Genomic DNA, 24,856 nt, shown 5'->3' with positions numbered 1-24,856 from the left:
TAAATGCGGTCGAACCGCGTCAGGCCGGGCGGCCGCCGCGTGCGACGGCGGGAATGTCGCCGCGGGCGAAACCGATGTCTTCCAGCTCCCGCTCGGAGAGGCGGCGGAGCTGATTTTCGGTGTCGCGGACCGAACGCCAAGTCTTGAGGGTGTGCGCGAATTTCATCATCGTTCTGTCCTTTCTGTTGCGGGCTTCGATTGATCCCAATCTGGGTGTTCCGAAACGCTTTGGGTAGTGCCGATACGGCATGTCCGCCATGAATTATTGCAGGGCTGCGCGGCTGCGGAATGCGCCGCGCAACAAACGAAAACACCCGCCGGGGGAGGACCGGCGGGTGTTCTTCACATGAAGGCGCGGCAAGGGAGGAGGTGCCGTGAGCCTTCACTGCCCGACCGGTCCGGGAGGAGGAGAGACCGGCGGGGCGAAACCGATGGATCAGGCGCGGACCGACTTGCGGGCGATCTCTGCGATGTCGCCGCGGGCGATACCCAGATCGTCCAGTTCGCGCGTCGACAGGCGGCTGAGTTCGTTGTAGGTCCGGCGGGCTTTGCGCCACTGCGAGAAGGAGCGAGCGAAGTTCATGACTTTTCCTTTCAGTTGACTCGCGGTTTTATCCGTTTTGTCATTTCTGTTACGACCGGCATATAGGCGGCGCTTTCAGGAGTGATAAGCCCGTTTTGTGCATAGCACATATGCGTTTTTGCATTGCACAAAAATGCCATGATCCTTTCCGGAACGTTAACGGCGTCGGTTTTCCAAGTATATGAATTTCAACAAGAAAAACTGAGCGATGGCGAGCTATCTGGAGAACCAGATCAAAGATTGGCACAATCGTGGCATCATCGCCGACGATGTCGCCGCCGCGCTCTTGGCCGATATCGGACGAAGCGCCGCCGCCGCCCGCGATGGGGACGCAAAACCGTTCTCGTTTTTCCGAATCGTCGCCATTTTCGCGGCCATCTCGTTTGCCGCTGCCATCGTGATGTTCATTTCGGCCAACTGGGAGGCGATCCCGCGCCTTGCCAAGGTTGCCGGCATCATGGTGCTGATCGCCGGCGGGCTGATCGGCGGCGCGGTCATCGGTGCGCGTGGCGGCCGGCATGCGCGCTGGCTGGAGGAGGCGGCCTATCTGGTGGCGGGCGCCGCCTATGTGGGCGGCGTGGCGCTGGTCGGCCAGATGTATCATCTGCCCGGCGATATCGGTCAGGCCATGTTCGGCTTCGCGCTGGGGCTCGGCATTGCCGGGCTGGCCGTGCGCAGCCACGTGCTGGCGGCCGGCGCGCTCGGTGCCATCGCCTGGTGGTATCTGGAAACACCGGCACCGGAGACCCTGGTTGATGCGGATTTCGTCATCTTCGCCGCCTTCTGCGCGGCGGGCTACGCGCTTTCGCGGTTCGGCCGCATGCCGTGGCTGCGGTGGGTGGCGGCAGCGACCTTCCTCGTCGGCCTCGTGCCGTTCCTGTTTTCGGTTCTGGAGGCCATCGCCGACTTCTATGAAGGTCTGCCCGACGGGGCGCGGCTGGCGATATGGCTGGCGCTTCTCGCGGCGAGCCTGGCCGGGTTGTGGCTTGCGCGGGGCGCCGGCGGTCCGGCGCCGGCCTTCTTGCGCCGGCCGGAAACGGCGTTCGGCGCGGGGCTGATCGCCCTTCTTGCGCTGCATGTCGAAAGCGGCGACCTGCTGCCGCTGTTCGTCGTCGGGCCGATGACGCTGGGTTTTGCGCTCTATGCGCTGTTTACCCACGGCGCGCGTTCGCGCACCATCCGTTATGTCTCTTATGCGGTTTTTGTCGGCGAGATCCTGTTTCTTTACGGGGAAACGGTCGCCTCGCTCCTGGGCACGGCGGGTTTCTTCCTTGCCGTCGGGGTGACGCTGACGCTGATTGCGGGCGGGATCTATTGGGCGGAGCGCCGCTTCAAGCGCCGCGCTGCAATTGAGGAGAAGGCCGATGGCTGAGCCGGCGCGTGCCAAGCCGTTCGTCGTCCCCGCCGCTGTCGCCGCGACCGCGGTTCTGTGCGCGATCCTTGCCTGGATGATCGAAAGCCGCGCGCAAATCCTGCGCGAGGGTGCCGAGATCGTTCTCAAGAGCGAACCGATCGACCCGCGCGACCTGCTGCGCGGCCACTATGTTGTGCTGACCTATCCGGCCCAGCAGATCACCGGCGACGTGCTGGCCGGCCTGACGGCGGAAGCCGGCATGCGTGAGCCGGGCCGTGACGTTCCGGTCTATGTCACCTTCGAGGCCGGGCCGGACGGCCACCACAGGCCCGTCGCCGCATCGCTCACCAAGCCCGATGAAGGCATCTTCCTGCGCGGCACCGCGCCCTATCTGGATGGCAGAACCGTTACGCTCTTTGTCGACTATGGCATAGGGCGCTTTTACACCAATGAGCACCGGGCGCCGGAACTGGAGGCGCGGATGCGCGCCGGCGGCCTGACCGAGATCGTCATCGCCGTCGGCGCCGACGGCACCGGCCAGATCAAGGCGTTTCGGCAGGCCGGCGAGACCATCGTCACCGAGCCGCTCTATTGACGCGCGGGTCGCTCGAAACGAACGGCGTTTTTCATTTGATGCGCCGGGCCATGATGCTATAGGGGCCGCCACTGGCGTCATGCTGCGGCCTGGCGCGCTGCGGATATGGCGGAACTGGTAGACGCGCTGGATTTAGGTTCCAGTGCCGCAAGGCGTGGGGGTTCGACTCCCTCTATCCGCACCACCAATTCGCCACCGGGCAGTTTGAACATCCAAGAGGCGCACCCAGGCATGCCGACGGGCAGCGCGCCGGCAGAAACGAAGGTTAGAAGATGCAGGTCACCGAAACCGTCAATGAAGGGCTCAAGCGCGAGATCAAGATCGTGGTGCCCAAGTCCGATCTCCAGGCCAAGCTCACCGACAAGCTGCACGATGCCAAGGGCCGTGTGCGCCTGAACGGCTTCCGGCCGGGCAAGGTGCCGGTCAGCCATCTGCGCAAGATGTACGGCAAATCCTTCATGGCTGAGATCGTCAACGAGATCCTCAGCGAGACGCCGCGCTCGATCCTTGCCGACCGCGGCGAGAAGTCCGCAACGCCGCCCGATGTCGACATGACCGAGGATGAGGGCGAGGCGGAAAAGGTGCTGACCGGCGAGAGCGATTTCGAGTTCTCTGTGAGCTACGAGGTCATCCCGCCGATCGAGACCAAGGATTTCTCGACGATCGCGATCACCCGCCCGGTGGTCGACATCGCAGAGGAGGAGGTCGAGGAGCAGGTCAAGAGGATCGCCCAGTCGGCCGCCGAATATTCAGAGAAGAAGGGCAAGGCCGCCGATGGCGACCGGGTGACGATCGACTATGTCGGCAAGATCGACGGCGAGGCCTTCGAGGGCGGCACCGATGACGATACCAAGCTGGTTCTGGGCTCGGGCACCTTCATTCCCGGTTTTGAGGAGCAGCTTGTCGGCGCCAAGGCCGGTGACGAGACCCAGGTGAAGGTGGCTTTCCCCGAGGATTACCAGGCTGCCCATCTGGCCGGCAAGGAAGCGGTGTTCGATGTCACCGTGTCGCTGGTCGAAAAGGCCGAACCGGTCGAGATCAATGACGAACTGGCCGAAAAGCTCGGCATCGAGAGCGCCGAGCGGCTGCGCGCGGTCGTGCGCGAGCAGATCGAGGGCCAGTATGGCGGCATGACGCGCCAGAAGGTCAAGCGCCAGCTTCTCGACGCTTTGGACGAGATGTACCAGATCGAAAGCCCGCAAAAGCTGGTCGAGACCGAGTTCAACAATATCTGGAACCAGATCACCAACGAACTGGAGCAGGCCGGCCGCACGTTCGAGGACGAGGAAACGACCGAGGACGAGGCCAGGGCCGAATACCAGAAGCTGGCCGAGCGCCGCGTGCGCCTCGGGTTGGTGCTGTCGCAGATCGGCGAGGATGCCGGCGTCGAGGTGACCGACACCGAACTGCAGCAGGCGGTGATGCGCCATGTGCAGCAATATCCCGGCCAGGAAAAGCAGGTCTACGAGTTCTTCCAGAAGAACCCTGATGCGGTGGCCAATCTGCGCGCCCCGATCTTCGAGGAAAAGACCGTCGATCACCTCCTGACCGTCGTCTCGGTCACCGACCAGACCGTCAGCAAGGAAGAGCTGATGGCCGAGGACGAGGATGAGGAAGCCGCGCCGAAGAAAGAGACGAAAAAGGCTGCGCCGAAGAAGAAGGCGCCGGCCAAGAAAAAGGCGCCTGCCAAGAAGAAGGCCGAGGCCGCCGAGGCCAAGGACGGCGACGCCGCCGAATAGGCAACCGTTCGGGACAGATCACAAAGACAATGGGCCGGCTGCCAAGCCGGCCTTTTTTCGTGTGTGGCGTTTGCCGCCTCCCGCTTTCCGGTTGACCCCGCACCGCTGCGCCTAGGTTAAAGGCGGCGGGCGTCGTGTCCGCCTGCAAGGTCGCGAGAGGACGGGCGTTGGGAACTTATCTGATTTATGGCGGCAATGGCGGCATCGGCTTGGCGATCGCGCGGACACTGGCCGACGACGGGCACGACCTGCATCTGGTCGGGCGTGACGGCGACCGGCTTTCCGAGGTCGCGGCGGAGCTGGGCGCCGGGCACAGCGTCGCCGATGTGACCGATCCGAACCAGATCGCCAGGGCGGCCGGCGAAGCCGGTGATGACCTGGCCGGGCTCGTCTATGCGGTGGGAACGATCAATCTCAAGCCGCTCGGCCGTATGACCGGCGACGACTTCCTGACCGATTTCCGCGTCAACGCGGCGGGCGCCGCGCTAGCCGTGCAAGCCTCGCTCGATGCGCTAAAGGCGGGCGAGGGCGGCTCGGTGCTGCTGTTCTCTTCGGTGGCGGTGAGCCAGGGCTTTGCCGCGCACGCCTCGGTTTCGATGGCCAAGGGCGCCGTGGAGGGGCTGACGCGGGCTCTGGCCGCCGAACTGGCGCCCAAGGTGCGCGTCAACGCGATCGCTCCCAGCCTGACCGCGACGCCGCTTGCCGCCTCCATGACCGCATCCGAACAGATGGCCAAGGCGATCGCCGGGATGCACGCGATCCCGCGGCTGGGCAGTGCAGAGGACCATGCCGCGCTGGCGCGTGTGCTGCTCACAGATGCGGGCGGCTGGATCACCGGGCAGGTGATCGGCGTCGATGGCGGGCGATCCTCGCTGCGCACCAAGGGCTGACATCGCCGATGGGCAAGACGCTGCGCATGGTTCTGGGCGACCAGCTCTCGCGCGATCTGTCCGCGTTGCGCGACGCCGATCCCGAACATGATGTGATCGTGATGGCCGAGGTGTGGGACGAAGCGACCTATGTCCGGCATCACAAGAAGAAGATCGCCTTTATCTTCGCTGCCATGCGTCATTTCGCGGCCGGTCTCGAGGCCGAAGGCTTCACCGTCGACTACCGGCGGCTCGACGCGGACGATGACGCGATCGCCTCGTTCACCGACGCGTTGCGCGCTGCGGTCGAGCGGCACGGCGCCGACCGGATCGTCGTCACCGAAGCAGCCGAATGGCGGGTTCTGGCGATGCAGCAGGGATGGGCGGACCTTTTCGGAATCCAGGTCGACGTCCGGTTGGATGACCGCTTCATTGCCAGCCACGCCGATTTCGCCCGCTGGGCCGATGGCCGCAAGGCGCTGCGGATGGAGTATTTCTACCGCGAGATGCGCAAGGCCACGGGCTATCTGATCGAGGATGGCGGGCCGGCCGGCGGGCAGTGGAACTTCGATGCCGATAACCGCGCGCCGCCCAAGGACGGGCTCGACTTTCCTGACCGCCCAGACTGGACCGTGGACGAGACGACGCGCGAAGTGCTCGATCTGGTTGGCGAACGGTTCGGCGACCATTTCGGCGATCTCGAACCGTTTGCCTATCCCGTCACCCGCCGGCAGGCGCTCCACTATCTGAACTGGTTCGTCGAGCACGCGCTGCCCGATTTCGGCACGTTTCAGGATGCGATGGTGACGGGCGCGGCGCTGATGTTCCATTCGCACCTGTCGGCGCTGATCAATGTCGGCCTGCTCGACCCGCGCGAATGCTGCGAGCGGGCCCAAAAGGCGTGGCGGGACGGCGCCGTGCCGATCAATGCCGCCGAAGGCTTCATCCGGCAGATCATCGGCTGGCGCGAATTCATCCGGGGTGTCTATTGGCGGAACATGCCCGACTATGGCGACAGCAATGCGCTGGGAGCGACGCGCGATCTGCCCGACTGGTTCTGGAGCGGCGAGACGCACATGAACTGCCTGCGCCAAGCCATTACGGAAACGAAGGAAAATGCCTACACGCACCATATCCAGCGACTGATGGTGATCGGCAATTTCTCGCTTCTGGCCGGGCTCGATCCCAAACAGGTGCAGGAATGGTTTCTGATCGTCTATCACGACGCCTATGAGTGGGTGGAGATGCCGAACGTGGTCGGCATGGCGCTTTATGCGGACGATGGCCTGTTCGCCTCCAAGCCCTATGCGTCCTCGGGCGCCTATATCGACAAGATGTCGGATTATTGCGGCTCGTGCCGCTATCGGGTGAAGGTCAAGAACGGCCCGAAGGCGTGCCCGTTCAACTATCTCTACTGGAACTTCCTGATCGAGAACCGTGAGACGCTGGCCGGCAACCGGCGCATGGGCATGATGTATGGCACGCTCGACCGGATGAGCGGCGACAAGGTCGAGGCCGTGCGCGACGATGCGGCGCGGTTCTTCAAGGGGATCGACGAAGCGTGACACCGCGCCGGTCGGGCGCAAACGCGTCCGGCAAGCCCACCAGCTGGTCGCCAGACGCAAAGCCGACCGCCGCATCGGCTATCAGGTGCGCGATGGCGAAGGAGATCTTGAACCCGCCGGTGGCGAGGATCGTGTCGGTCGCGCCGGGCAGGGGTCCGACCAGCGGTTCGCGGCCTTCCGCGCGCGGGCGGACCCCGGCCCAGCGTTCGACAACGGTGGCGCCTTCAAGCGCCGGGCACAGCGCGGCGGCCTGCGCGAGGATGCCGTCGAGCTTCTCGTCGGTCGTGTCCGGCGCGTCGAATGCGTTCTCCGAGGTGGAGCCGACCGCGATCAGGCCGCTGTCATGCGCGATGACATAGACACCCTTGTCGTAGAGGATGGGTGACATGGGATCGATGGGGCGCGCCGGCTTCAGAAGCGCGCCCTGGCCCTTGACGCCGCGACCGATGCGCTTGGGATCTTCCGGCTCGATCAGCGCGAATGCGCCGGTTCCGGCGGCAACGATGGTTGCGCCGGGCGTGATTTCTGTGCCGTCGTCCAGCACCAGCGTGCCATTGGCGCCAAGCCGCATGACGCTGGTGTTCTCGCGGATGGTGATGCGGTCGCTGGCGTCGAGCGCAGCGCGCAAGGCCGCGGTCAGCCTGCGCGGATCGATGCGCGCCGACAGCGTGTCGCAATTGACGCCGTGGGGCAGCGAGTGGCCAGCCAGCCAGCCCGTTGCCGGATTGGCATCTTCGATCGTCCAGCCGATCCCATCCGGCCAATGGGTTTTGGCGCCCTCCACCCATTGCGCGCTCTGGCGGCGCTTTTCGGGATGGCCGATCGGCATCAGCCGGCCGGTTTGCGCATAGCCGCAGCTGAGCCCGGTTTCGGCTTCCAGCGATGCCACGCGCTCGGGCAGCGACAGGAGCCCGTCGAGCTGGAACCGTTTCTTGGCGTTCCAGCCGGTCGGCTGATGCGGCATCAGCGCGCCGAGCATGCCGCCACTTGCGCCCGAGGCGATTGTGCGCTTTTCGATCAGCAGCACATGGGCGCCGCGCCGCGCGGCCTCACGGGCGCACCACAGGCCGACAATGCCGCCGCCGATGACGGCGATATCGGGGTTGGCAGGAGCGGGAGAGACAATCATTGGCGGACGATCTGGAACGCGATGCGCTGGAGTGGATGGATGGCGACATGCCGTTTTCGACCCGGTTTGGCGACCATTTTTACGCCCGCGAGGATGGCCGCGCCGAAACAGGCCATGTCTTCATTGGCCAGAACCGGCTGGCCGAGCGCTGGGGCGACGGCGCCGACATGGTGATCGCGGAACTGGGGTTCGGCACCGGCCTCAATTTCCTGGAAACCTGGCGGCAATGGCGGCTCCACCGCCTGCCGGGCGCGCGGCTCGATTTTGTCTCCTTCGAAGCGCTGCCCATGACGGCCGACGAGATCATGACGGCGATCGGGCGCTGGCCGGACCTTGCGCCCTTGTGCGTCCGCCTTGTCGAACGCTGGCCGGACCTGACATCGACACCGGTGACATGGATCCTCGATCCGCAGACGCGGCTGACCGTGGTGGCCGGCGATGCGCTGGACGGCGTGACGCGCTGGAACGGCCTTGCCGACGCCTGGTATCTGGACGGGTTCGCGCCGGCCAGGAACCCCGACATGTGGTCGGAGCCCTTGATGCAGGCCGTGTTCGACCGGACAAAGCCCGGCGGCACGTTCGCCACCTACACGGCGGCGGGCTGGGTGCGGCGCAACCTTCAAGCGGCGGGCTTCGACGTCGAAAAAGTGCCGGGATTTGGGGTAAAACGCGAGATGATGCGCGGCCGGCGTCCGGATTAGGGCCGCGCCGCCACGACCAGAAAACCCGGGATCGGCGCGCCCTGTTCCAGCCGCACGGTGATCGGCTCGAACAGTTCGATGTCAGGAAAGCCCGCCCGAGCACACATGGTCCGCAGATAGTCCGCCGAATGGGCAAAGCGCTGGTGCGGCGTCACCGTCCAGTCCTTGTCGCCGTCGGCGAGCGCCGGCAGGGTCTCGGCGGAGACGACGAGCCGCGCGTCGGCGGTCGCGTTGGCCGCAATGCCGTCAAACAGCGGCTCCAAAGCGCCGATATAGGGCAGGACGTCGGTCGCCACGATCAGATCGAAGGGCTGGTGGTCAGGGTCGCCGCTTTTCGCCCACTCGTCGAGGAAATGCACCGCCTCGTTGACGTAAAGCGCGTCATAGGCCGCCCGCTCGTCGGCCTTTTCGACCATCTGTTCGGCGATGTCGACGCCGGTCGCATGCGCGCACAGTTCCATCAGCATCATGCCGGACAGGCCGGTGCCGCAGCCAAGATCGAGGAGGCGGTCATAGGGGCCGGGCCGGTTGGCTTTGAGCCATTCGGCCGCCTGCATCGGCACCGCATAGCCGAGCGCGCCGGTCAATATGTCGTCGAAATCCTCGGCGTGCTGGTCGAACAACGTTGCGACATAGGCGTCGGCCGCCTTTTCGGGCGCATCGCCCACGCCCATCGAGGCGAGCCGCATCGCCGCGCCGCACCGGTCGGCGGGATCGAGCGCGAGGCATTGCCGGTAGAGTGCTGCCGCTTCTGCGGTTTGCCCGGCCTTCTCGTGCGCAAGCGCGGCATTATAGGCGTCGGCGAGCGCGTCGGTCGTCTCGATCATGGGGCGGTTCCAGGTTGCAAGCTTGGCTTAACCACGCCGCTTAGCCGAAATTCAAGCGATCCGTGTCAGTCTCGCCCGGGTTTTTGAGGGCGCGTCGCGTCCGAATTGCGGGGAACTGAGATGGGTGAACTGGTTTTGCAGGGTCCTGTGGCCGAAATCGTCGCCAGGAACGCGGTGACCGCCGACGATGTTGCGCGGCTGCGCCGCGAGGTGTTCCGTGACGGCGTCGTGTGCCGGCCCGAGGCCGATGCGTTGTTTGCCATCGACACGTCCTGCCGGTCGCGCGTGCCGGAATGGGACGCATTCTTCATCGATGCGGTGTCGGACTATCTGGTCAATCGCGAGGCGCCGAAGGGCTACGTGTCGGACGCCAATGCCGACTGGCTGATCAGCGCCATATCGCGCGACGGCGTCGTGTGCACACGCACCGAGGTTGAATTGCTCATCGCCGTGATGGAGCGGGCGACGGCGATGCCCGCATCGCTGAGCGCATTCGCGCTGCGTCAGGTGGCGCATGTCGTGACCGATGGCGACGGACCGCTGGCCCGCGGCCGCACGGCGCGTCCGGGCGTCGTGACCGCCGACGATGTCGCCATGCTCAAGCGCATCCTCTACGCCTATGGCGGCGGCGGCAATGCCGGCATCACCCGCGACGAGGCCGAGGTTCTGTTCGACATCAACGACCGGACGGCCGAGGCCGACAACGATCCGGCCTGGTCGGACCTGTTCGTCAAGGCGATCGGCTTTTCGCTGATGGCCGCCACCCGCCACCAGGCGGCGACCCGCGAAACGGCGCTCCAGCGCGAGGCCTGGCTGGCCGACGACAGCGTCGATGTGGCCGGCTTCTTCTCGCGCGTCTTCGCCGGCGGGCTCAAGGGCTACAAGGACGCGGTCATGACCAAGACCGGCGTCGAAAACGCCTGGCGCGAAACCAACCAGGCGTTTGCGGAGGCAACCGCCGCTGCGGAAACCATCGATACGGACGAAGCGGACTGGATCGCCCGGCGCATGGGCCGCGACGGGCTGCTGCACGAAAACGAAAAGGCGCTGCTGCGATTCATCCGGGACGAATCGCCGGACGTGCACCCCTCGCTCGCGCCGCTGATCGATCAGGTCGCCTGACGATCATACGTCCGGTTAGAACCGTTCGGGGCCGATAAGGGCTTTTCCAACCGTGCGCGCCGTGCGACGTCTGAGCGATGGTTCAGGCGCTGCCGTCAAAACCCTCCTTTTCAGCCGACATGCCGGTGCGCGGCATGGCACTGGCCGTTGTCGGCGCGCTTCTGCTGCCGGCCATGGATGCGGTCGCCAAACTGCTGGGCCAGAGCGGCGCCATGTCACCCGGCCAGGTCACTTTCTTCCGCTTTGCGATCCAGACGGCTTTCTGCCTTGTCTGGCTGATGGCCTTCGGCGGCGCTGCCGCGCTGCGCTCGAACCGGTTTGGTCTCAATTTCGTGCGCGGCATGGTTCTGGGCGCGGCGAGCCTGTTCTTCTTCGTGGCGCTCAAATACATGCCGCTGGCCGATGCGATCGCGGTCTTCTTCGTCGAGCCGCTCATTCTGACCCTGCTTTCGTTTCTGGTGCTGCGCGAACCGGTGGGCTGGCGCCGGGTCGCCGCCGTCATTGTCGGCTTTGGCGGCGCGCTGATCGTCATCCAGCCTTCCTATGCGGTGTTCGGGCCGGTCTCGCTCTTGCCGCTTGGCGCGGCAACGCTGTTCGCCACCTATCTGATGCTCAACCGCATTGCCGGCCGAAACGATGGCGCGATGGTCATGCAGTTCGTTTCCGGACTTGGCGGCATGGCGATCGTCGCCGTGGCGATGGCGTTCGGCACCGTGGCGGGCATTGGCGATCTGGCCGTCACGCCAACGGCGGACCCGACCGTGTGGGCGCTGGTGGCGCTGATGGGCAGTATCGGTGTCGCCGGGCACTATCTGTTCGTGCGCGCCTTCCAGATGGCGCCTGCCTCGCTGCTGGCGCCGTTCCAGTACATCGAGATCATATCGGCGGCGCTGTTCGGCCTGCTTCTGTTCAGCGAATTTCCGACGCCGACCAAATGGCTCGGGATCGGCATCATCGTCGCGTCGGGGCTCTACGTCTTCTGGCGCGAACGGACCGTGGACCAGAAAGACGGTGCGTGACCTAAGACAAACAGATCATTGTCCGGGTGCCGGATTTCGGTAACAAGGCCGGACAAAAAGGCACAAGGCGGGGGCTCCGACGGGCATGTTCGACAAGATATTGATCGCCAATCGCGGCGAAATCGCCTGCCGCGTGATCAAGACGGCGCGGCGCATGGGCATCGCCACGGTCGCGGTCTATTCGGATGCGGACGCCGATGCGCTGCATGTCGAAATGGCCGACGAGGCGGTGCATATCGGCCCGCCGCCCGCCACCGAAAGCTATCTCATCGCCGATAGGATCATCGAAGCCGCCAAAACGACCGGCGCGCAGGCGGTGCACCCGGGCTACGGCTTTCTGTCGGAACGGGCCTCGTTCTGCGAGGCGCTTGAGGCCGAGGGCATCGTCTTCATCGGCCCCAAGCCGAAGGCGATCAACGCGATGGGCGACAAGATCACCTCAAAGAAGATTGCCGCCGAGGCGGGCGTTTCCACCGTGCCGGGTCATATGGACCTGATCGCCGATGCGGACGAGGCGGCGGCGATCTCGGCGCAGATCGGCTATCCGGTGATGATCAAGGCGTCGGCCGGCGGCGGCGGCAAGGGCATGCGAATCGCCTGGAACGACGATGAAGCGCGCGACGGTTTCGAACGGTCGAAATCCGAGGCGGCGTCCAGCTTTGGCGACGACCGCATCTTCATCGAAAAGTTCGTCGAGGAGCCGCGCCATATCGAGATCCAGGTGCTCGCCGACGGCCATGGCAACGCCATCCATCTGGGCGAGCGCGAATGCTCGATCCAGCGCCGCAACCAGAAGGTGATCGAGGAGGCGCCGTCGCCGTTCCTCGATGCGGAAACGCGTGCCGCGATGGGCGCGCAGGCCGTCGCGCTGGCGCAGGCCGTCGATTATCAGAGTGCCGGCACGGTCGAGTTCATCGTCGACAAGGACCGCAATTTCTACTTCCTCGAGATGAACACGCGGCTGCAGGTGGAGCATCCGGTGACCGAACTGATCACCGGGCTCGATCTGGTCGAGCAGATGATCCGTGTGGCTGCGGGCGAGAAGCTGGGCATTGCGCAGGACGATGTGACGCTGAACGGCTGGGCCATCGAAAGCCGCGTCTATGCCGAGGACCCGGTACGCGGCTTTCTGCCCTCGATCGGACGGCTGACCCGTTACCAGCCGCCCGCCGAGCAGTGCACGGACGATCTGATCGTGCGCAACGATACGGGCGTCTTCGCGGGCGCCGAAATCTCGATGTTCTACGATCCGATGATCGCCAAGCTGTGCACCTGGGCGCCGACGCGCGAAGCGGCGATCGACGCGATGCGCGATGCGCTGGACGGGTTCGTCATTGACGGGATCGCCCACAACATGCCGTTCCTTGCCTCGCTGATGGCGCACCCCAGATGGCGGGAAGGCCGGCTGACGACGAATTTCATCGCCGAGGAATATCCCGACGGCTTCATGCCGCCCGAACCGGATGCGGAGGCGCGATCCATCCTCGCCGCGATCGCGCTTTCCGTGGAGATCATCCGCAAGGACCGGCTCGACCGGCATGCCGGGCGCATTGCGCCCCATTCCGGCCGGATCGGTACCGACTGGGTGGTTCGGATCGGTGATGAGCGGCTGGCGCTGTCGGTCGCGGCGGCCGAGCCGGGCCCGCAAACCAAATTCACGGTGGCAACAGGGCAGGGTGCGCCCGCCGCGCTGGAAACCGGCTTCCGGCTCGGCGATCCGCTTTGGACCGGGTCTGTCGGCGGCACGCGCGTCGTTGCCCAGATCCGGCCAGTGGCGAACGCGATGGTGATCGACTGGCGCGGCTATTCGGTGACGGCGCAGGTGATGAGCCCGCATGTGGCCGAACTTGAGGCGCTGATGCCGGAAAAGGCGGTCGCCGATACATCCAAACAGCTCCTGTGCCCGATGCCGGGGCTCGTCGTGGCGCTCAATGTCCGTGTCGGCCAGGCCGTGCAGGCCGGCGAGACGCTGGCGGTGATCGAGGCGATGAAGATGGAGAACGTGCTGCGCGCCGAACGCGATGCGACCGTGTCCGTCATACACGCCGAGGCGGGCGACAGCCTTGCCGTCGACGCGGTGATCATGGAGTTCGAATAGGCTTCACTTGTCTTCTGGCCGCGCTTTCGAACCGCGAAACCGGTGCCCACTTTCGCTGAAAGCGCTCAGTTCACGGGGCCGAAGACGGTTTCGAATTCGACCTTCAGCGCGACGTCCAGATCGGCCATCGACACCGGCAGGCCCAGATCGACCAGGCTGGTGACGCCGTGCTCGGTCACGCCGCACGGCACGATGCCGCCATAGTGCGACAGGTCGGGTTCGACATTGATCGAAATGCCGTGAAACGACACCCATTTGCGCAGGCGGATGCCGATGGCGGCGATCTTGTCTTCGGCGGCGATGCCGGGCGCGGGGCCAGCGCGTTCGGGGCGACGGACCCATACGCCGACGCGATCCTCGCGCCGCTCGCCTTTCACATTGAACCGGTCCAGCGTGCCGATCACCCAGGCTTCGAGCGCGGCAACGAAGGCGCGCACATCCTGCCGGCGGCGTTTGAGATCGAGCATCACATAGGCGACCCGCTGGCCCGGGCCATGATAGGTGTACTGGCCGCCGCGGCCCGTTTCGAACACAGGGAAACGGTCCGGCTCGGTCAGGTCCGCGGCATTGGCGCTGGTGCCGGCGGTGTAGAGCGGGGGATGCTCGATCAGCCAGACCATCTCCGGCGCGATGCCCGCATGGATAGCGGCAACGCGGTCCTCCATGAAGGCCAGCGCTGCCTCATAGTCCACCAGCCCGTCGGCGATGCGCCACTCGACGGGCGGCGAACCGGGCACGGCGTGGAACAGGCCGGCCAGATCGTCGCGCGCGGGCGGAGACGGCATTGTCGAAACGTCGCTCATCGCCGTCAGATGGCGCAGCTTGGGCCCCGATGCAAGCGGGGCGGAGTTTCACGGCGCGCGATAGCACACCGCCTGCAGCTTGTTGCCGTCCGGATCGCGTACATAGGCCGCATAATAATCGTCGCCATAGTGCGGGCGCGGGCCGGGTTTGCCCTCGTCGCTGCCGCCATGGTCGAGCGCCAGCCTATGGAACGCATCGACAGCATCGGTGGTCTCGGCGACGAATGCCACATGGGTGCCATTGCCCCAGGTGGCGGGCCGGCCGTCGGCGGGCGGATAGAGATAGATGGTCGGCATCCGGCCGTTCTTCTCATAGGCCGGCGGCTTGCCCTCCGGCTTTGGCAGGCGCGCGAACCCCAGCGCGCCGAGAACGGCATCGTAGAACCGCGCGGCGCGGTCGGTATCGTTGGTGCCAAGCGTGATGTGGCTCAGAACGCTCATCGCTGATTCCCCGTTTTGCGGCACAGGCTAGCCGGTCGCTGCTGACAGGGTGTGTCAGCAGCAAAGCCTCAAATCCGCGCAAAGGCACAAGCGTGACCCGGAGGCTGACCGGCTCCCCGGAGGTGTCAAGCGGAGCGAGACTGCGGTGAGCGAAGAAGTGGTGCAGGTGACCGGAACAACCTGGAACCATCGCTCTCAGCGTTTGCTGCGCAATCGCTTGCCGCTTCTGCAAAGTTTGGTGGGCGTGTTCCGCATTTCGCTGCGCGAGTTGCGTTTGGTGCCCCCACACGGACTCGAACCGCGGACCTACTGATTACAAATCAGTTGCTCTACCAACTGAGCTATAGGGGCGCTCGAAGGCAGATAAGCACAGCGTGCGCGTCTGTAAACCCGCCTTGTGCGCAACCGGTTAACCGGCAACGCGCCGTTACCCGGCCTCGTCGGCCGAGACAGCGTTGAGAAGCCCGTACTTTTCGGCGCCCAGCTTTTCGAGCAGGTCGAGTTGGGTTTCAAGGAAGTCGATATGGCCTTCCTCGTCGGCGATCAGCTCCTCGAAGAGGTTCTTGGTCACGTAATCGCCGGCTTCCTCGCAGACGTCACGGGACCTGGTGTAGGAATCCCAGGCTTCCTTTTCGCCCGCCAGATCGCATTCGAGTACTTCGCGGACGCTCTGGCCGATGCGCAGGGGCGCCACGTTCTGCAGGTTCGGAAAGCCTTCAAGGAAGATGATCCGCTCGACGATCTTGTCGGCGTGATGCATCTCCTCGATGCTTTCGGCGCGCTCCTTGGCGGCCAGCTTCTGATAGCCCCAGTCTTCCAGCAGCCGATAGTGCAGCCAGTACTGATTGACCGCGCCCAGTTCGAGGAACAGCGCCTCATTGAGCCGTTCTATGACCTTCTCATTGCCCTTCATGGCCGAGTCCCTCCGGTTCTGGTTGTTGTCCTGAAATTGGCCAAAAAGGCCGAAACATCAAGCTGCCTTGCGCGGTTTGGCAGCCCTGGCAATGCGGCGCACGGTCTCGTACCGGTCATGCTCCTCGCGGATGCGCGCGATGAACGGAACGATCTTGTCCTCGGGCGTGGCCTTGCGGCGATGATAGGCTTCGCTGACAGAGATGATCGTGTCGATCACGCGCGGGAAGCAGCCGCAGCATTTTCCGCGCTTTGCCATCGCATGATAGACCATGCCGGGCGTGATCAACTGCCATTCGTCGGCCTCGAGAAAGCCGGTGATGACCTCTTCGATTTCGCGGAGCGCGATCACATTGCAGCTGCACACGATCATCGCGGGCGTTTCCTTGCATTCAACTGTTCGAAGTTGGCACGGAGCCGGGCGGAGCGCCCATGATCCATGTCAAACCGTTGGATGCGGCGGGCGAAAAGATAAACATGCAGCGCGGCCATCATCGTCCGTCCGCCTCAGTGCAGCCTTGCGGCGGGGGGACGGCCGCGATGCGCGGACGTGTCCAGTGCACCGTGAATGCGCCGCGCCGGCATCGGCGGCAGGGTCTTTCCCAAACTGCGCATGATCAGCGCAAATTCGCCGGCCGCCAGGGCGACCGCATCGCAGCGACTGGAGCAGGTGAGCGCGCGCAGACACAGTTCGGCCGCCTCGCTGTCGCCATTCTGGATGGCCGAGACGAGGCCAAGGATCAGCATTTCGTCGCGGCTGAGGTCGCAGGGTCCGGTGTTGGCGGTGCGCAATGGGCAGACGGCGCACAGTCCGAGCGCGGTTGCGAATTGCTCGAGAGCGACGGCAGCGGTCCGCGCCTGGGTTTCGGTCAGTTCACGCTTGAAAAGTGCAAGAAGCGGCTTGTCGCCGGCGGCGGTTCCCGAGGTCCACTGGCGCAGGCCGTCAACGACCAGTCGCTCCGCCGGACCGATCAGCGGTCTGGCTGGGGACAGGTGGCCAATGTCGAGCGGTGCGCCCACGGTAAACTCAGGTCTTTCAAAGGTGATGTTCGTTGTCAGATTATGACGCGACCTTAAACTGGTGTCAAATACTCTAGTTTTTAACGATTCCAAACTGCCGCGCGCGACCGCGCGGCGCCATTCTTGGCGCCGGGCGGATCTCGGTCCCTCGCTCTTCAGGGCTTTTTAAGATCACCATGGCAGGATTGCCCGATGCTGCGGGGGTGCGCCGAACGGTGCGGTCCTGCCATCGATCGGGGACCACGGCATGACGACGCACGATTGGAGACTGTATCTGCCCGTTGCGGCCGCTGCCGGTCTGGCCCTGGTCGCAGCCATGCAGCCGCTCGTCGATCCGCGCCTTTTGTTTCTCGATCCGATGATTGCCGGCGTCGTGTCCGGCGATTGCTGCCGCTCCTGGTACGGCTTCATGTCGACGCTCGGCGTCCTGATGTGGGTCGCAACCGGTGCGGTCGCGTTGTTTGCCGCAATGCTGCTCAGGCGCATCGACCGCGGTTCCGGGGCGTGGATGCCCTTGTTGTTCGCCGGTCTCATCAGCCTCTTTTTCGGCATCGACGACGTCTATCTCGTCCACGAAAACGCCGCGCCGAAGCTCGGTGTGCCGCAGATTGCCGTCCTGCTTGGCTATGTGTTCATGGCAATGGCCTACATGGTCCTGAGCTGGCGCCGCATCCTCGCTTTCAACCCGGTCCTGTTCCTGCTCGCGGGCGGGCTGCTCGCCATGAGCCTGGCGTTCGACGTCTTCGGCATCGAAGGCAGCGTGGCGACGATCGTCTGGGAGGACGGCGCCAAGTTCGCCGGCATCGCCGCCTGGGCCAGCTACCATCTGGGCTTTGCCGCGCGGGCTTTGCGCACCGCCATGAGCGCGCCTGCCCGAGCCGGACAGCCCGTTGCCCGCCCGTTCGAGCCGGCGTCGTCGGCTTCGCGGGTTTACCGAACCAGTTAACCAGCGCAGCGTTTTTCAGCCTCTTCCCTTAGGTCATCGGATGCCAATCGCGTACATTGAAGGTCGGGTACGGAGGGGAAAGTGCGTGCGATGACCGCATCGGTAACGCAGCGGAACTGTCACACCGATGACAATGCGCCGGCGCCGCGGGTTCTGGCGCTCGACTATTGGCGCGCGCTTGGCGCGCCGCGCCATCGCATCGCGCGGGCGCTGCATTGCGATGAAGCCGACATTGCCGGCAGCGCGCCCGAAACCGCCGGCTTACCGGTCGCTGTCTCCGCCGTGCCTTGGGCACAGCGCACCGCCAACGCGCTGATCCGAAAGGGCCTGACGCGGCCGCCGACCGAGCAACTCGTCTTCGCCGCAGGCGAGGGCGCGCTGACCGCGGGCGATGTGGCGGCCATCGTAGGACGCGTGTGCGCCGGGCTCGCGGCGCGCGGGGTCGGCAAGGGCACCCGCATCGCGGTCGACGCGACGCAGCGGCTCGAATCCTATCTCGTCACGCTCGCCGCGCTCCTTCAGGGCGCGACGGTCGTCCGGCTTGGCGACACGGTCGGGACGAAGGCGCTGCGCGCCATGATCGAGGCCGCGCCCGCCATGCTGACCTTTTCCGACCGGCTCGATGTCATCGGCGACAGGATCGAAGTGGGCGAGGGCGTGCCGCTCGATGCCTTCGCCGAGTTCGCCGGCGCCTGCCCCGATCCGTCCGACGATTTCTGGTCGGCGCTTCCAACCGTGACGCCCGACGATGCCGCCTTCGTCGGCTTCACCAGCGGCTCGACGGGTGCGCCCAAGGCGATGCAAACCAGCCATGAGGCGGTGTTCCGGTCGACCGAGATCGCCCAGCGCGCGTTCGGCTTCGATGCGTCCGACATCTTCTGCACGGCAACCGATTTCACCGCGCTCAGCGCGTTCCGGTCGCTGGTGACGCTGCCGTTCGCCAGCGGCGGACGGGTCGTCATTCCCGACGCCGAGGCCCGCGACAACCCGATCGCGCTGGCGCTTTTGTGCGAACGCTATGGCGTGACGCAGCTGACCGCGGTTCCGGGCGTGCTGCGCGCCTTCGCCAAGGCCGGCGCACGAGTGACGCGCGAGGAACTGGCGTCCGTCCGCACCGTCTTTTCGGGCTCGGGCGTTCTCGATTTCGCCACCGCCGATCTTCTCCGCGAGCGCTTTTCGCTGCCGGTCGTCGACTATTATGGCGGACGGGAATTTGCGACCGCCGCCTATTCCGATCCGGACACGCCGCACACGATGAGCGCCGGCGGCGGATTTTTGCGCGATTGCCTGGCCATTCTCGTCGATGATGAGCGCAGGCCCGTCGCGCTGGGCGAGGTCGGGGAGATCGCGGTCCATTCCGATTGCATGACGCTGTCGCCGCTGGCGTCGATCGAGACAAAAGGAAAATGGGCCGGCTGGCATTTCACCGGCGATCTGGGGCGTTTTTTGCCGGGCGGCCGGCTGGAAATCGTCGGCCGCCAGAAGGACATCATCAAGACCGCCGAAGGCACGCTCGTCAGCCCGGCCGAGATCGAGGGCGCGCTGAATGCGCTCGACTGGGTCGCCGAGGCCTGTGTCTTTTCCTGGACGGACGCGCACGGGATCGAGCGCATCGGCGCCGCGATGGTCGGTGCACCCGCCGACATCGACGCCGAGCGGACGGCAAAGGCAGCAATCCATGACGCGCTCGGCCCCTACAAGACGCCGGCGCGCATCCTCGTCCTCGACGAGCTGCCGAGGCTGGGCCGGGGCAAGCCCGACAAGGCCCGCCTGCGGCAGCTCCTCACGCAAACCGAGAAGGCATTGTCGCCATGAACCAACAGCCCCTCGATCTGCATGGCCCGCTCACCGGTCTTCTCGACCGGGCGGCGCAGTCGGCCGATGCGAACAAGCCGTTCATGGTGGTCGACGGCAAGCCGTTGACCTATGGCGCGTTCACCGACCGGGTCGCACGGCTGATTGCGCTGTTTGGCGCCAAGGGGCTTTCGCGCGGCGATCGCGCCGGCATCGTCACCGACGATCCGGCCATGGCCGCCGCGCTGATCGTCGCGGCCCTTCGGGCGGGCGTCGCAATCGTCAGTTTCAACCCGGCCATGACGCCGCCCGAGCGCGCCAACGCGCTGGCGGCGACCGATCTGGCGCATCTGTTCATCGACCGGCTGATGTTCGATGCCGGCCCGCTGCCGGCCGGCCTTGCGCACACCATCATCGAGCCGGACACCGGCGCCGGCGGGCTGATCGGCAAGCTTTTGATGCGCGGCGCGAAATCGGCCGGCCCGTCCGGTCTGGCCGGCGAACTGGCGGCCATCGAGCCGGCGCCGATGCCCGCGCCCGTGCCCGCCGACGCGATCGGCCTGATGCTGTTCACCTCCGGTACGACGAGCGCGCCCAAGGTCGTCCAGCTCAGCCACGCCAATCTCGCCGCGCAGCTCGCCACCTTCTTCAAGGTCTATGATTACGACGCCGACAGCCGCATCCTGAACCCGCTGCCGATGCACTTCACCGACGGCATCCTGCACGGACCGCTGATCGCCTTCATGACCGGCGCGATGCTCTACCGGCCGCAGCGCTTCAACGTGCAGGAACTGGGGACGCTGCTCGACAGCGTCTATCGGGACCGCATCACCCACTTCAATCTCGTGCCGGCCATGCTGTCGCTGATGGATCGGCTCGGCGAGGCTTATCGCGACGCGCTCGCGACGCCGGATTTCCGGTACATCCGCTCGAGCGGCGACCGGCTGCCCGAAGCGCTGTGGCGCAGCGTCCAGGAACGCTTCGGCGTGAAGATCATCAACACTTACGGCCTGTCGGAGACGGTGTGCGAGGCGCTCTATTGCGGCCCGTCCGACGACACCTTCCGCATCGGCACGATCGGCAAGCCGGTCGACTGCGAGATCCGCCTCGTCGGCGAAGACGGCAAACCCGCCGCGCCGGGCGAAGCGGGCGAACTGATGATCTGCGGCACCAACATCATGGCCGGCTATCTGAACCGGCCGGACCTGACATCGGACGCCATCGACGGTGGCGGCTGGTTCCGCACCGGCGATCTTGCGACGATCGATGCGGACGGGTTCGTGACCATCACCGGGCGCAAGAAGGCGCTGATCATTTCGGGCGGCGCGAACATCCAGCCGCAGGAGATCGTCGATGCCATGCTGACGCACGAGGCGGTCGCCGAAGCGCACGCGCTGGGCATGCCCGATCCGGTCTGGGGCGAGCGGGTCGTCTGCGCCATCGTGCCGCGCCCGGGGCATGAGGCGCCCGACCAAGACGCGCTGACCGCCCATGCACGCGGTCTTTTGAGCCCCAACAAGGTGCCGCGCGCCTTCAAGGTGATCGAGGCCTTGCCGCGCAATCCGGCCGGCAAGGTGCTGGTCGACCGGCTTCAGGCATTGTTCGGGACCGACGGCGCCACCGAGGGCGAGGCGCAAAGCGGATCGCTGGAGGATCGCGTGATGGCGCTCGCCGCGCAGGTCTTTGTCTGCGAGCCCGCCGATCTGCGCCTGACGAGCGAACCGCGCTCGACCTTCGGCTGGGACAGTTTCGCGCACCTGACGCTGATCAGCGAAGTGGAGCGCGCGTTTTCGGTCACGCTGTCGGCGCGCGATGTGCTGCGCGTGACGACGCTCGGCCATCTGGTCGAGATCTTGGAACAGCACCGGGCCGGGGGCTGATGGGTGATGGACCGCAACTCCCGCACGCCGCGCCTTGCCGCCCACTACCGGCCGGCGCCGCCGGTTGTCTGGTTGCAGGCTTTTCTGATCGCCTGCCTTGCCGCCGTCGCTGCCATTGCCGTTCTTTTGATCGTCCGCTGACGCCGGCGCAGACCGCAGAGCGGCCATGAGCTATCTGTCGATCACATGGCTGTTCTGGATGTGGCTGACCGTGTCGGTCTACTGGCTGGCGCCGCGCACGGCGCGCCAGTTCGTGCTGATGGCGATCACGGTGATTTTCCTTGCCAGCCGTTCGCCGGATTCGGCGATCCTGCTGCTGCTCTTCACCGTGATCACCCATCTGGCCGGCAACATCGCCGCGCCGACATTCCGGCCGGTCGCGGCTGCGATCATCGCCATGCTTGGCGTGCTCGGCTATTACAAGATCACCCAGCCGGTGAATCTGGACAATCTGCTCGACACGGTCGCCATCCCGCTGGGCCTGTCCTACTACACGTTCCGCTGCATCCATTTCCTGATGGAGCGCTACAAGTCTGCGATCCCGCGCGCCGGCGCCCATGAACTGGCGGGCTATCTTCTGTTCCTGCCGACCATCGTCGTCGGCCCGATCAACCGCTTCGACGACTACCGGCGCGACCTCAACCGCCAGCGCTTCGACCCGGCGCTGATCTCCGAGGGCGCCGAGCGCATCCTTTACGGCTATGCCAAGATCGTCATCCTCTCCAACTTCCTGACCGAGGGCGTGCTCGGCGACTACATCGCCACGTTCGACGATCCTGCCGCGCAGCACGTCATCTATCTGGAAATCGTCCAGAACGGGCTAAACCTCTACTTCCAGTTCTCGGGCTATTCGGACATTGCCATCGGCTTTGCGCGCCTGCTCGGCTACCGGGTGATGGAGAACTTCAACTGGCCCTATCTGCAGCCCAACATCTCGGCCTTCTGGCGGTCGTGGCACATCTCGCTGTCACGCTGGTGCCGCGACTATGTCTATTCGGTCGTCGTCGCCCAGACGCGAAGCCCGGCGCTCGGCGCCATGGCAACGATGATCGCCATCGGCCTGTGGCACGAGATCTCGCTGCGTTTCCTCTTGTGGGGCGCCTGGCACGGGATCGGGCTGATCGTCTGGCAGAAGAGCCATGGCTGGACGACGCGGTTCGAGCAGGCGCTGCCGGAAAGCGCGCTGCCCGTGCTGCATGTGGCCAAGGTCGTCTTCACCGTCCATTTCGTCTGGCTCGGTTTCGTCATCCTGACCGCCGGCACGCCGGGCGCCGCGCTTGAAACCTATGGCCGCCTGTTCGGCCTGATCGACTGAGAGGAAAGGGCGCCATCATGTACGGCCTGCTTCTGACCCGCTTCTCACCGCGCACCGCCGGGTGGCTGTGCGCGATCTGGTATGTCGCGCTGCTCGCGGGCATCGTCATGCTCAGCGTCGAACCGCCGGCGGATTTTCGTTATGCGCGCTACTGATCTGATCGGCGGCGCCTGGCTCGGCCGGTTGACCGAACGCCAGACCGAGATCGCCTTCGGCGCCGGCACGATGCTGGTCGTCGTCATTGGACTTGTCGCCGGCGAGGTTCTGGCGCGCAGCTATGACGCGCTGCGGGCTCCGCCGCCGGGGTTCGACTGGTATGCGCTGATGGACGCCATGCAGCCAGGCGACGAAGGCGCGCCGCCGCGCTTTGCCCCGGGCACCGAAGCGGGCGGCATCGCCATCAACGCGCTGGGCTTTCGCGGGCCCGATATTGCGGCCGACAAGCCGGAGGGCACGATCCGTCTGGCCTTTCTGGGCGATTCCAAACTGTTCAGCGCCGAACATGCCGAAGAGGAGATGATCGCCGCGCAGGTGACCGACCGGCTGGCCGCCCGCGCGCCGGCCTGCCGCTTCGATCAGGTGACCGTCGCCGGCCCGGCCTATACGATGGATCATCTGGCGCAACTGGTGCGCACCGATGTCGCACCGCTTGACCCCGACGTGCATGTGGTGCTGTCGGGCTCGATGCGGGACGTTCTTCACCTGCACGCCGAGGCCGATGCGCGGGGCGGCTACACACTTCATTATCCTTGGCTGGTGCTGCAATCGCGGCTTGCCGACAAGCTGTTCCGCGCTTTTCATCTGGCACGCCAGGAACGCCAGGCACGGCATGAGGGCCCCAAACCGGACGGGGAATTGGCCGACATCGCGAAGGCCTTCGACGGGCCGGCGGTTCGCCTTGCCGATGCCATCGGCCAAACCCCGGTGCTGGCGATCGGCTATCGCGGCCAGTTGCGTGAAGGGCTGCCGCTCGACGAGCAGATGGCCCATACGCGGCAATTGCGGCACGAGACGCGCGGGCTGGGCGCGCGTGACCTTGCCCGGCTGAACACGCTGTTGGTGACGGCCCAGGACCAAGCGGCGCAGCGCCTTGGCTGGACCTTCATCGATCCGATCGCCGACATCGCGCCGGTCGCCGAGAACTTCACCGACCAGTCGCACTTCTCGCGCCGGGGGATCGCACAACTCTCCGATGCGGTCGCAGACGCGCTGCTGCCGATGCTGGCCGATCAGGGCATGGCATGCCTTGGCGGGGAAGCCGGCTAGCCGCGATGCCTCAGGCGTCGTCGTCCACCAGCCTTTGCAGCGCCATCGCGCCGGCGGGCGCGCGGGATTTGCCGCTGGAAATCAGATAGGCGAAGACATCGCGCGGGCGGTTTTGCGCAGGCGTTTCGGGCGCGGTCAGCGGCAGGTCGTCGGGCGCTTCACCTTGCGACCATTGCCGCAGGCGTTCGGCCCATGCCGACAATTCGTTGCCGCCATAGCAGGTCTCGATATCGTCCGAGCCGGTCTGCAGCCGCACATAGGCGAAATCGGCGGCGACATCCCAGATCGCGGGGTAAGTCTCGTGCAGCGCGCCGACGATGGCGATGCCGTGGCTGCGGGCCAGTGCGACGAATTCCGGCACCTGAAAGCTCTCGTGGCGCACCTCGACCGCATGGCGCAGCGCCACGCCCTCCTGTTCGCGCGGCAGCATGTCGAGAAAGGCGCCGAGATCGTCCGGATCGAATTTTTTCGTCGGTGCGAACTGCCACAGGATCGGGCCGAGCCGGTCGCCCAGTTCGGTGACGCCGGTGGCAAAGAACCTGTCCATCGACTCGCCCGCCTCGGCCAGCACCTTGCGGTTGGTGACGAACCGGTTGCCCTTGACAGCGAAGACAAACCCGTCCGGTGCCGCCGCCGCCCATTTGGCGAAGGTTTCCGGCTTCTGCCCGCGATAATAGGTGCCGTTGATCTCGATCGTCCGGAGCTGGCGGGACGCGTAGTCGAGCTGGTTCTTCTTCTTCACCTCGGGCGGATAGAAGGTCTGGTTCCACGCATCGAACGTCCAGCCGCCAATGCCGGTGCGTATGGGCATGGCCATGAACTCCTTTCGCTGAAGTAGACCGAGACAAGATCGACAAAGCACCGCTCACCTCTTTAAT

The 24,856-nt window shown here is 65.5% G+C and carries 26 protein-coding genes and 2 tRNA genes; 17 read left to right on the top strand and 11 right to left on the bottom strand.

Annotated elements, in window-relative coordinates; translation table 11 throughout:
• Positions 1–19: 19 nt before the first annotated feature.
• On the bottom strand, positions 20–169 hold the full coding sequence (locus ACOQOU_RS01290; protein WP_342633456.1) for a DUF1127 domain-containing protein: 150 nt from the start codon (positions 167–169) through the stop codon (positions 20–22).
• Positions 170–436: 267 nt separating this feature from the next.
• On the bottom strand, positions 437–583 hold the full coding sequence (locus ACOQOU_RS01285; RefSeq protein ID WP_109767067.1) for a DUF1127 domain-containing protein: 147 nt from the start codon (positions 581–583) through the stop codon (positions 437–439).
• A 208-nt stretch (positions 584–791) separates the two neighbouring features.
• Here ACOQOU_RS01285 and ACOQOU_RS01280 point away from each other — a divergent pair, with 208 nt between their 5' ends.
• The 6 genes from ACOQOU_RS01280 to ACOQOU_RS01255 all read left to right on the top strand — a co-directional run bounded on the left by ACOQOU_RS01280 (position 792) and on the right by ACOQOU_RS01255 (position 6,705).
• Positions 792–1,955: a DUF2157 domain-containing protein gene (locus tag ACOQOU_RS01280; RefSeq protein WP_306025639.1), complete on the top strand. Its 1,164-nt coding sequence runs from the start codon at positions 792–794 to the stop codon at positions 1,953–1,955.
• A complete protein-coding gene (locus tag ACOQOU_RS01275; RefSeq protein ID WP_109767069.1) occupies positions 1,948–2,532 on the top strand; it encodes a GDYXXLXY domain-containing protein in 585 nt (194 codons plus the stop codon). The genes ACOQOU_RS01280 and ACOQOU_RS01275 overlap by 8 nt, the downstream gene beginning before the upstream one ends.
• 99 nt (positions 2,533–2,631) lie before the next feature.
• A tRNA-Leu gene (locus ACOQOU_RS01270) sits at positions 2,632–2,716 on the top strand.
• A gap of 88 nt (positions 2,717–2,804) precedes the next feature.
• Positions 2,805–4,271, top strand: a complete 1,467-nt coding sequence (gene tig / locus ACOQOU_RS01265; RefSeq protein ID WP_109767070.1) for a trigger factor — start codon at positions 2,805–2,807, stop codon at positions 4,269–4,271.
• Positions 4,272–4,438: 167 nt separating this feature from the next.
• Entirely contained in the window at positions 4,439–5,161 is a 723-nt protein-coding gene (locus ACOQOU_RS01260; RefSeq protein WP_306025638.1) for an SDR family NAD(P)-dependent oxidoreductase, read from the top strand.
• 8 nt (positions 5,162–5,169) lie between these two features.
• On the top strand, positions 5,170–6,705 hold the full coding sequence (locus tag ACOQOU_RS01255) for a cryptochrome/photolyase family protein (protein ID WP_306025637.1): 1,536 nt from the start codon (positions 5,170–5,172) through the stop codon (positions 6,703–6,705).
• Here ACOQOU_RS01255 and ACOQOU_RS01250 read toward each other — a convergent pair.
• On the bottom strand, positions 6,683–7,834 hold the full coding sequence (locus ACOQOU_RS01250; protein ID WP_306025636.1) for an NAD(P)/FAD-dependent oxidoreductase: 1,152 nt from the start codon (positions 7,832–7,834) through the stop codon (positions 6,683–6,685). The two genes, ACOQOU_RS01255 and ACOQOU_RS01250, sit on opposite strands and share 23 nt — an antisense overlap.
• 35 nt (positions 7,835–7,869) lie before the next feature.
• Between ACOQOU_RS01250 and mnmD the strand changes: the two genes are divergently transcribed.
• On the top strand, positions 7,870–8,535 hold the full coding sequence (mnmD, locus tag ACOQOU_RS01245) for a tRNA (5-methylaminomethyl-2-thiouridine)(34)-methyltransferase MnmD (RefSeq protein WP_306025674.1): 666 nt from the start codon (positions 7,870–7,872) through the stop codon (positions 8,533–8,535).
• On the opposite strand, the gene ACOQOU_RS01240 is transcribed toward mnmD, so the two are convergent.
• Positions 8,532–9,362 carry a class I SAM-dependent DNA methyltransferase gene (locus ACOQOU_RS01240; RefSeq protein ID WP_306025635.1) on the bottom strand — a complete coding sequence of 277 codons (831 nt, stop codon included), beginning with the start codon at positions 9,360–9,362 and terminating at the stop codon, positions 8,532–8,534. The genes mnmD and ACOQOU_RS01240 overlap by 4 nt on opposite strands.
• A gap of 120 nt (positions 9,363–9,482) precedes the next feature.
• Between ACOQOU_RS01240 and ACOQOU_RS01235 the strand changes: the two genes are divergently transcribed.
• The 3 genes from ACOQOU_RS01235 to ACOQOU_RS01225 all read left to right on the top strand — a co-directional run bounded on the left by ACOQOU_RS01235 (position 9,483) and on the right by ACOQOU_RS01225 (position 13,601).
• A complete protein-coding gene (locus ACOQOU_RS01235; RefSeq protein WP_109767074.1) occupies positions 9,483–10,484 on the top strand; it encodes a hypothetical protein in 1,002 nt (333 codons plus the stop codon).
• A gap of 77 nt (positions 10,485–10,561) precedes the next feature.
• Complete coding sequence (locus tag ACOQOU_RS01230) at positions 10,562–11,503, top strand: DMT family transporter (RefSeq protein WP_245412733.1); 942 nt, start codon at positions 10,562–10,564, stop codon at positions 11,501–11,503.
• 85 nt (positions 11,504–11,588) lie between these two features.
• A complete protein-coding gene (locus ACOQOU_RS01225; protein WP_306025634.1) occupies positions 11,589–13,601 on the top strand; it encodes an acetyl-CoA carboxylase biotin carboxylase subunit in 2,013 nt (670 codons plus the stop codon).
• Positions 13,602–13,666: 65 nt separating this feature from the next.
• Here ACOQOU_RS01225 and lipB read toward each other — a convergent pair whose 3' ends face one another.
• The 6 genes from lipB to ACOQOU_RS01195 form a co-directional block, all read right to left on the bottom strand.
• The gene (lipB, locus tag ACOQOU_RS01220; RefSeq protein WP_306025673.1) at positions 13,667–14,386 is read right to left on the bottom strand and encodes a lipoyl(octanoyl) transferase LipB; all 720 of its coding nucleotides are present in this window, start codon (positions 14,384–14,386) and stop codon (positions 13,667–13,669) included.
• A 66-nt stretch (positions 14,387–14,452) separates the two neighbouring features.
• On the bottom strand, positions 14,453–14,845 hold the full coding sequence (locus ACOQOU_RS01215) for a VOC family protein (RefSeq protein ID WP_109767197.1): 393 nt from the start codon (positions 14,843–14,845) through the stop codon (positions 14,453–14,455).
• Positions 14,846–15,120: 275 nt separating this feature from the next.
• Positions 15,121–15,196, bottom strand: a tRNA-Thr gene (locus ACOQOU_RS01210).
• 76 nt (positions 15,197–15,272) lie between these two features.
• A complete protein-coding gene (bfr, locus tag ACOQOU_RS01205) occupies positions 15,273–15,758 on the bottom strand; it encodes a bacterioferritin (RefSeq protein WP_109767077.1) in 486 nt (161 codons plus the stop codon).
• 57 nt (positions 15,759–15,815) lie between these two features.
• Positions 15,816–16,130, bottom strand: coding sequence for a (2Fe-2S)-binding protein (locus tag ACOQOU_RS01200; protein WP_306025633.1), 315 nt, complete (start codon positions 16,128–16,130; stop codon positions 15,816–15,818).
• A gap of 134 nt (positions 16,131–16,264) precedes the next feature.
• Positions 16,265–16,777, bottom strand: coding sequence for a hypothetical protein (locus ACOQOU_RS01195; RefSeq protein WP_306025632.1), 513 nt, complete (start codon positions 16,775–16,777; stop codon positions 16,265–16,267).
• Positions 16,778–17,024: 247 nt separating this feature from the next.
• Here ACOQOU_RS01195 and ACOQOU_RS01190 point away from each other — a divergent pair, with 247 nt between their 5' ends.
• From ACOQOU_RS01190 to ACOQOU_RS01160, 7 genes are all read left to right on the top strand, one after another.
• A complete protein-coding gene (locus ACOQOU_RS01190) occupies positions 17,025–17,723 on the top strand; it encodes a hypothetical protein (RefSeq protein ID WP_306025631.1) in 699 nt (232 codons plus the stop codon).
• Between the two features lie 90 nt (positions 17,724–17,813).
• Entirely contained in the window at positions 17,814–19,538 is a 1,725-nt protein-coding gene (locus ACOQOU_RS01185; RefSeq protein WP_306025630.1) for a class I adenylate-forming enzyme family protein, read from the top strand.
• Positions 19,535–21,397, top strand: a complete 1,863-nt coding sequence (locus tag ACOQOU_RS01180; protein ID WP_306025629.1) for a class I adenylate-forming enzyme family protein — start codon at positions 19,535–19,537, stop codon at positions 21,395–21,397. Before ACOQOU_RS01185 ends, ACOQOU_RS01180 begins: the two co-directional genes overlap by 4 nt.
• A gap of 6 nt (positions 21,398–21,403) precedes the next feature.
• Entirely contained in the window at positions 21,404–21,538 is a 135-nt protein-coding gene (locus tag ACOQOU_RS01175) for a hypothetical protein (RefSeq protein WP_306025628.1), read from the top strand.
• A gap of 25 nt (positions 21,539–21,563) precedes the next feature.
• On the top strand, positions 21,564–22,712 hold the full coding sequence (locus ACOQOU_RS01170) for an MBOAT family O-acyltransferase (RefSeq protein WP_306025627.1): 1,149 nt from the start codon (positions 21,564–21,566) through the stop codon (positions 22,710–22,712).
• Between the two features lie 17 nt (positions 22,713–22,729).
• A complete protein-coding gene (locus ACOQOU_RS01165) occupies positions 22,730–22,867 on the top strand; it encodes a hypothetical protein (RefSeq protein WP_158585143.1) in 138 nt (45 codons plus the stop codon).
• Complete coding sequence (locus ACOQOU_RS01160; protein WP_306025626.1) at positions 22,854–23,978, top strand: hypothetical protein; 1,125 nt, start codon at positions 22,854–22,856, stop codon at positions 23,976–23,978. The genes ACOQOU_RS01165 and ACOQOU_RS01160 overlap by 14 nt, the downstream gene beginning before the upstream one ends.
• Positions 23,979–23,988: 10 nt before the next feature.
• Here the strand turns inward: ACOQOU_RS01160 and ACOQOU_RS01155 are convergent, their stop codons facing one another.
• Entirely contained in the window at positions 23,989–24,795 is an 807-nt protein-coding gene (locus ACOQOU_RS01155) for a DUF72 domain-containing protein (RefSeq protein WP_420578765.1), read from the bottom strand.
• Positions 24,796–24,856: the final 61 nt, after the last annotated feature.

The sequence above is a fragment of the Oceaniradius stylonematis genome (assembly GCF_965223445.1).
Lineage (GTDB): Bacteria > Pseudomonadota > Alphaproteobacteria > Rhizobiales > Rhizobiaceae > Roseitalea > Roseitalea stylonematis.
Note: the sequence above shows the minus strand (reverse complement) of the source record. Positions and strands in the feature narration are given on the sequence as shown.

What these genes read in the sequence shown, in the direction of transcription:
- ACOQOU_RS01290 (WP_342633456.1), bottom strand. Translation starts at nt 169, where the DNA reads ATGATGAAATTCGCGCACACCCTCAAGACTTGGCGTTCGGTCCGCGAC.
- ACOQOU_RS01285 (WP_109767067.1), bottom strand. Translation starts at nt 583, where the DNA reads ATGAACTTCGCTCGCTCCTTCTCGCAGTGGCGCAAAGCCCGCCGGACC.
- ACOQOU_RS01280 (WP_306025639.1), top strand. Translation starts at nt 792, where the DNA reads ATGGCGAGCTATCTGGAGAACCAGATCAAAGATTGGCACAATCGTGGC.
- ACOQOU_RS01275 (WP_109767069.1), top strand. Translation starts at nt 1,948, where the DNA reads ATGGCTGAGCCGGCGCGTGCCAAGCCGTTCGTCGTCCCCGCCGCTGTC.
- tig (WP_109767070.1), top strand. Translation starts at nt 2,805, where the DNA reads ATGCAGGTCACCGAAACCGTCAATGAAGGGCTCAAGCGCGAGATCAAG.
- ACOQOU_RS01255 (WP_306025637.1), top strand. Translation starts at nt 5,170, where the DNA reads ATGGGCAAGACGCTGCGCATGGTTCTGGGCGACCAGCTCTCGCGCGAT.
- ACOQOU_RS01250 (WP_306025636.1), bottom strand. Translation starts at nt 7,834, where the DNA reads ATGATTGTCTCTCCCGCTCCTGCCAACCCCGATATCGCCGTCATCGGC.
- mnmD (WP_306025674.1), top strand. Translation starts at nt 7,870, where the DNA reads ATGGATGGCGACATGCCGTTTTCGACCCGGTTTGGCGACCATTTTTAC.
- ACOQOU_RS01240 (WP_306025635.1), bottom strand. Translation starts at nt 9,362, where the DNA reads ATGATCGAGACGACCGACGCGCTCGCCGACGCCTATAATGCCGCGCTT.
- ACOQOU_RS01235 (WP_109767074.1), top strand. Translation starts at nt 9,483, where the DNA reads ATGGGTGAACTGGTTTTGCAGGGTCCTGTGGCCGAAATCGTCGCCAGG.
- ACOQOU_RS01230 (WP_245412733.1), top strand. Translation starts at nt 10,562, where the DNA reads ATGGTTCAGGCGCTGCCGTCAAAACCCTCCTTTTCAGCCGACATGCCG.
- ACOQOU_RS01225 (WP_306025634.1), top strand. Translation starts at nt 11,589, where the DNA reads ATGTTCGACAAGATATTGATCGCCAATCGCGGCGAAATCGCCTGCCGC.
- lipB (WP_306025673.1), bottom strand. Translation starts at nt 14,386, where the DNA reads ATGCCGTCTCCGCCCGCGCGCGACGATCTGGCCGGCCTGTTCCACGCC.
- ACOQOU_RS01215 (WP_109767197.1), bottom strand. Translation starts at nt 14,845, where the DNA reads ATGAGCGTTCTGAGCCACATCACGCTTGGCACCAACGATACCGACCGC.
- bfr (WP_109767077.1), bottom strand. Translation starts at nt 15,758, where the DNA reads ATGAAGGGCAATGAGAAGGTCATAGAACGGCTCAATGAGGCGCTGTTC.
- ACOQOU_RS01200 (WP_306025633.1), bottom strand. Translation starts at nt 16,130, where the DNA reads ATGATCGTGTGCAGCTGCAATGTGATCGCGCTCCGCGAAATCGAAGAG.
- ACOQOU_RS01190 (WP_306025631.1), top strand. Translation starts at nt 17,025, where the DNA reads ATGACGACGCACGATTGGAGACTGTATCTGCCCGTTGCGGCCGCTGCC.
- ACOQOU_RS01185 (WP_306025630.1), top strand. Translation starts at nt 17,814, where the DNA reads ATGACCGCATCGGTAACGCAGCGGAACTGTCACACCGATGACAATGCG.
- ACOQOU_RS01180 (WP_306025629.1), top strand. Translation starts at nt 19,535, where the DNA reads ATGAACCAACAGCCCCTCGATCTGCATGGCCCGCTCACCGGTCTTCTC.
- ACOQOU_RS01175 (WP_306025628.1), top strand. Translation starts at nt 21,404, where the DNA reads ATGGACCGCAACTCCCGCACGCCGCGCCTTGCCGCCCACTACCGGCCG.
- ACOQOU_RS01170 (WP_306025627.1), top strand. Translation starts at nt 21,564, where the DNA reads ATGAGCTATCTGTCGATCACATGGCTGTTCTGGATGTGGCTGACCGTG.
- ACOQOU_RS01165 (WP_158585143.1), top strand. Translation starts at nt 22,730, where the DNA reads ATGTACGGCCTGCTTCTGACCCGCTTCTCACCGCGCACCGCCGGGTGG.
- ACOQOU_RS01160 (WP_306025626.1), top strand. Translation starts at nt 22,854, where the DNA reads ATGCGCGCTACTGATCTGATCGGCGGCGCCTGGCTCGGCCGGTTGACC.
- ACOQOU_RS01155 (WP_420578765.1), bottom strand. Translation starts at nt 24,795, where the DNA reads ATGGCCATGCCCATACGCACCGGCATTGGCGGCTGGACGTTCGATGCG.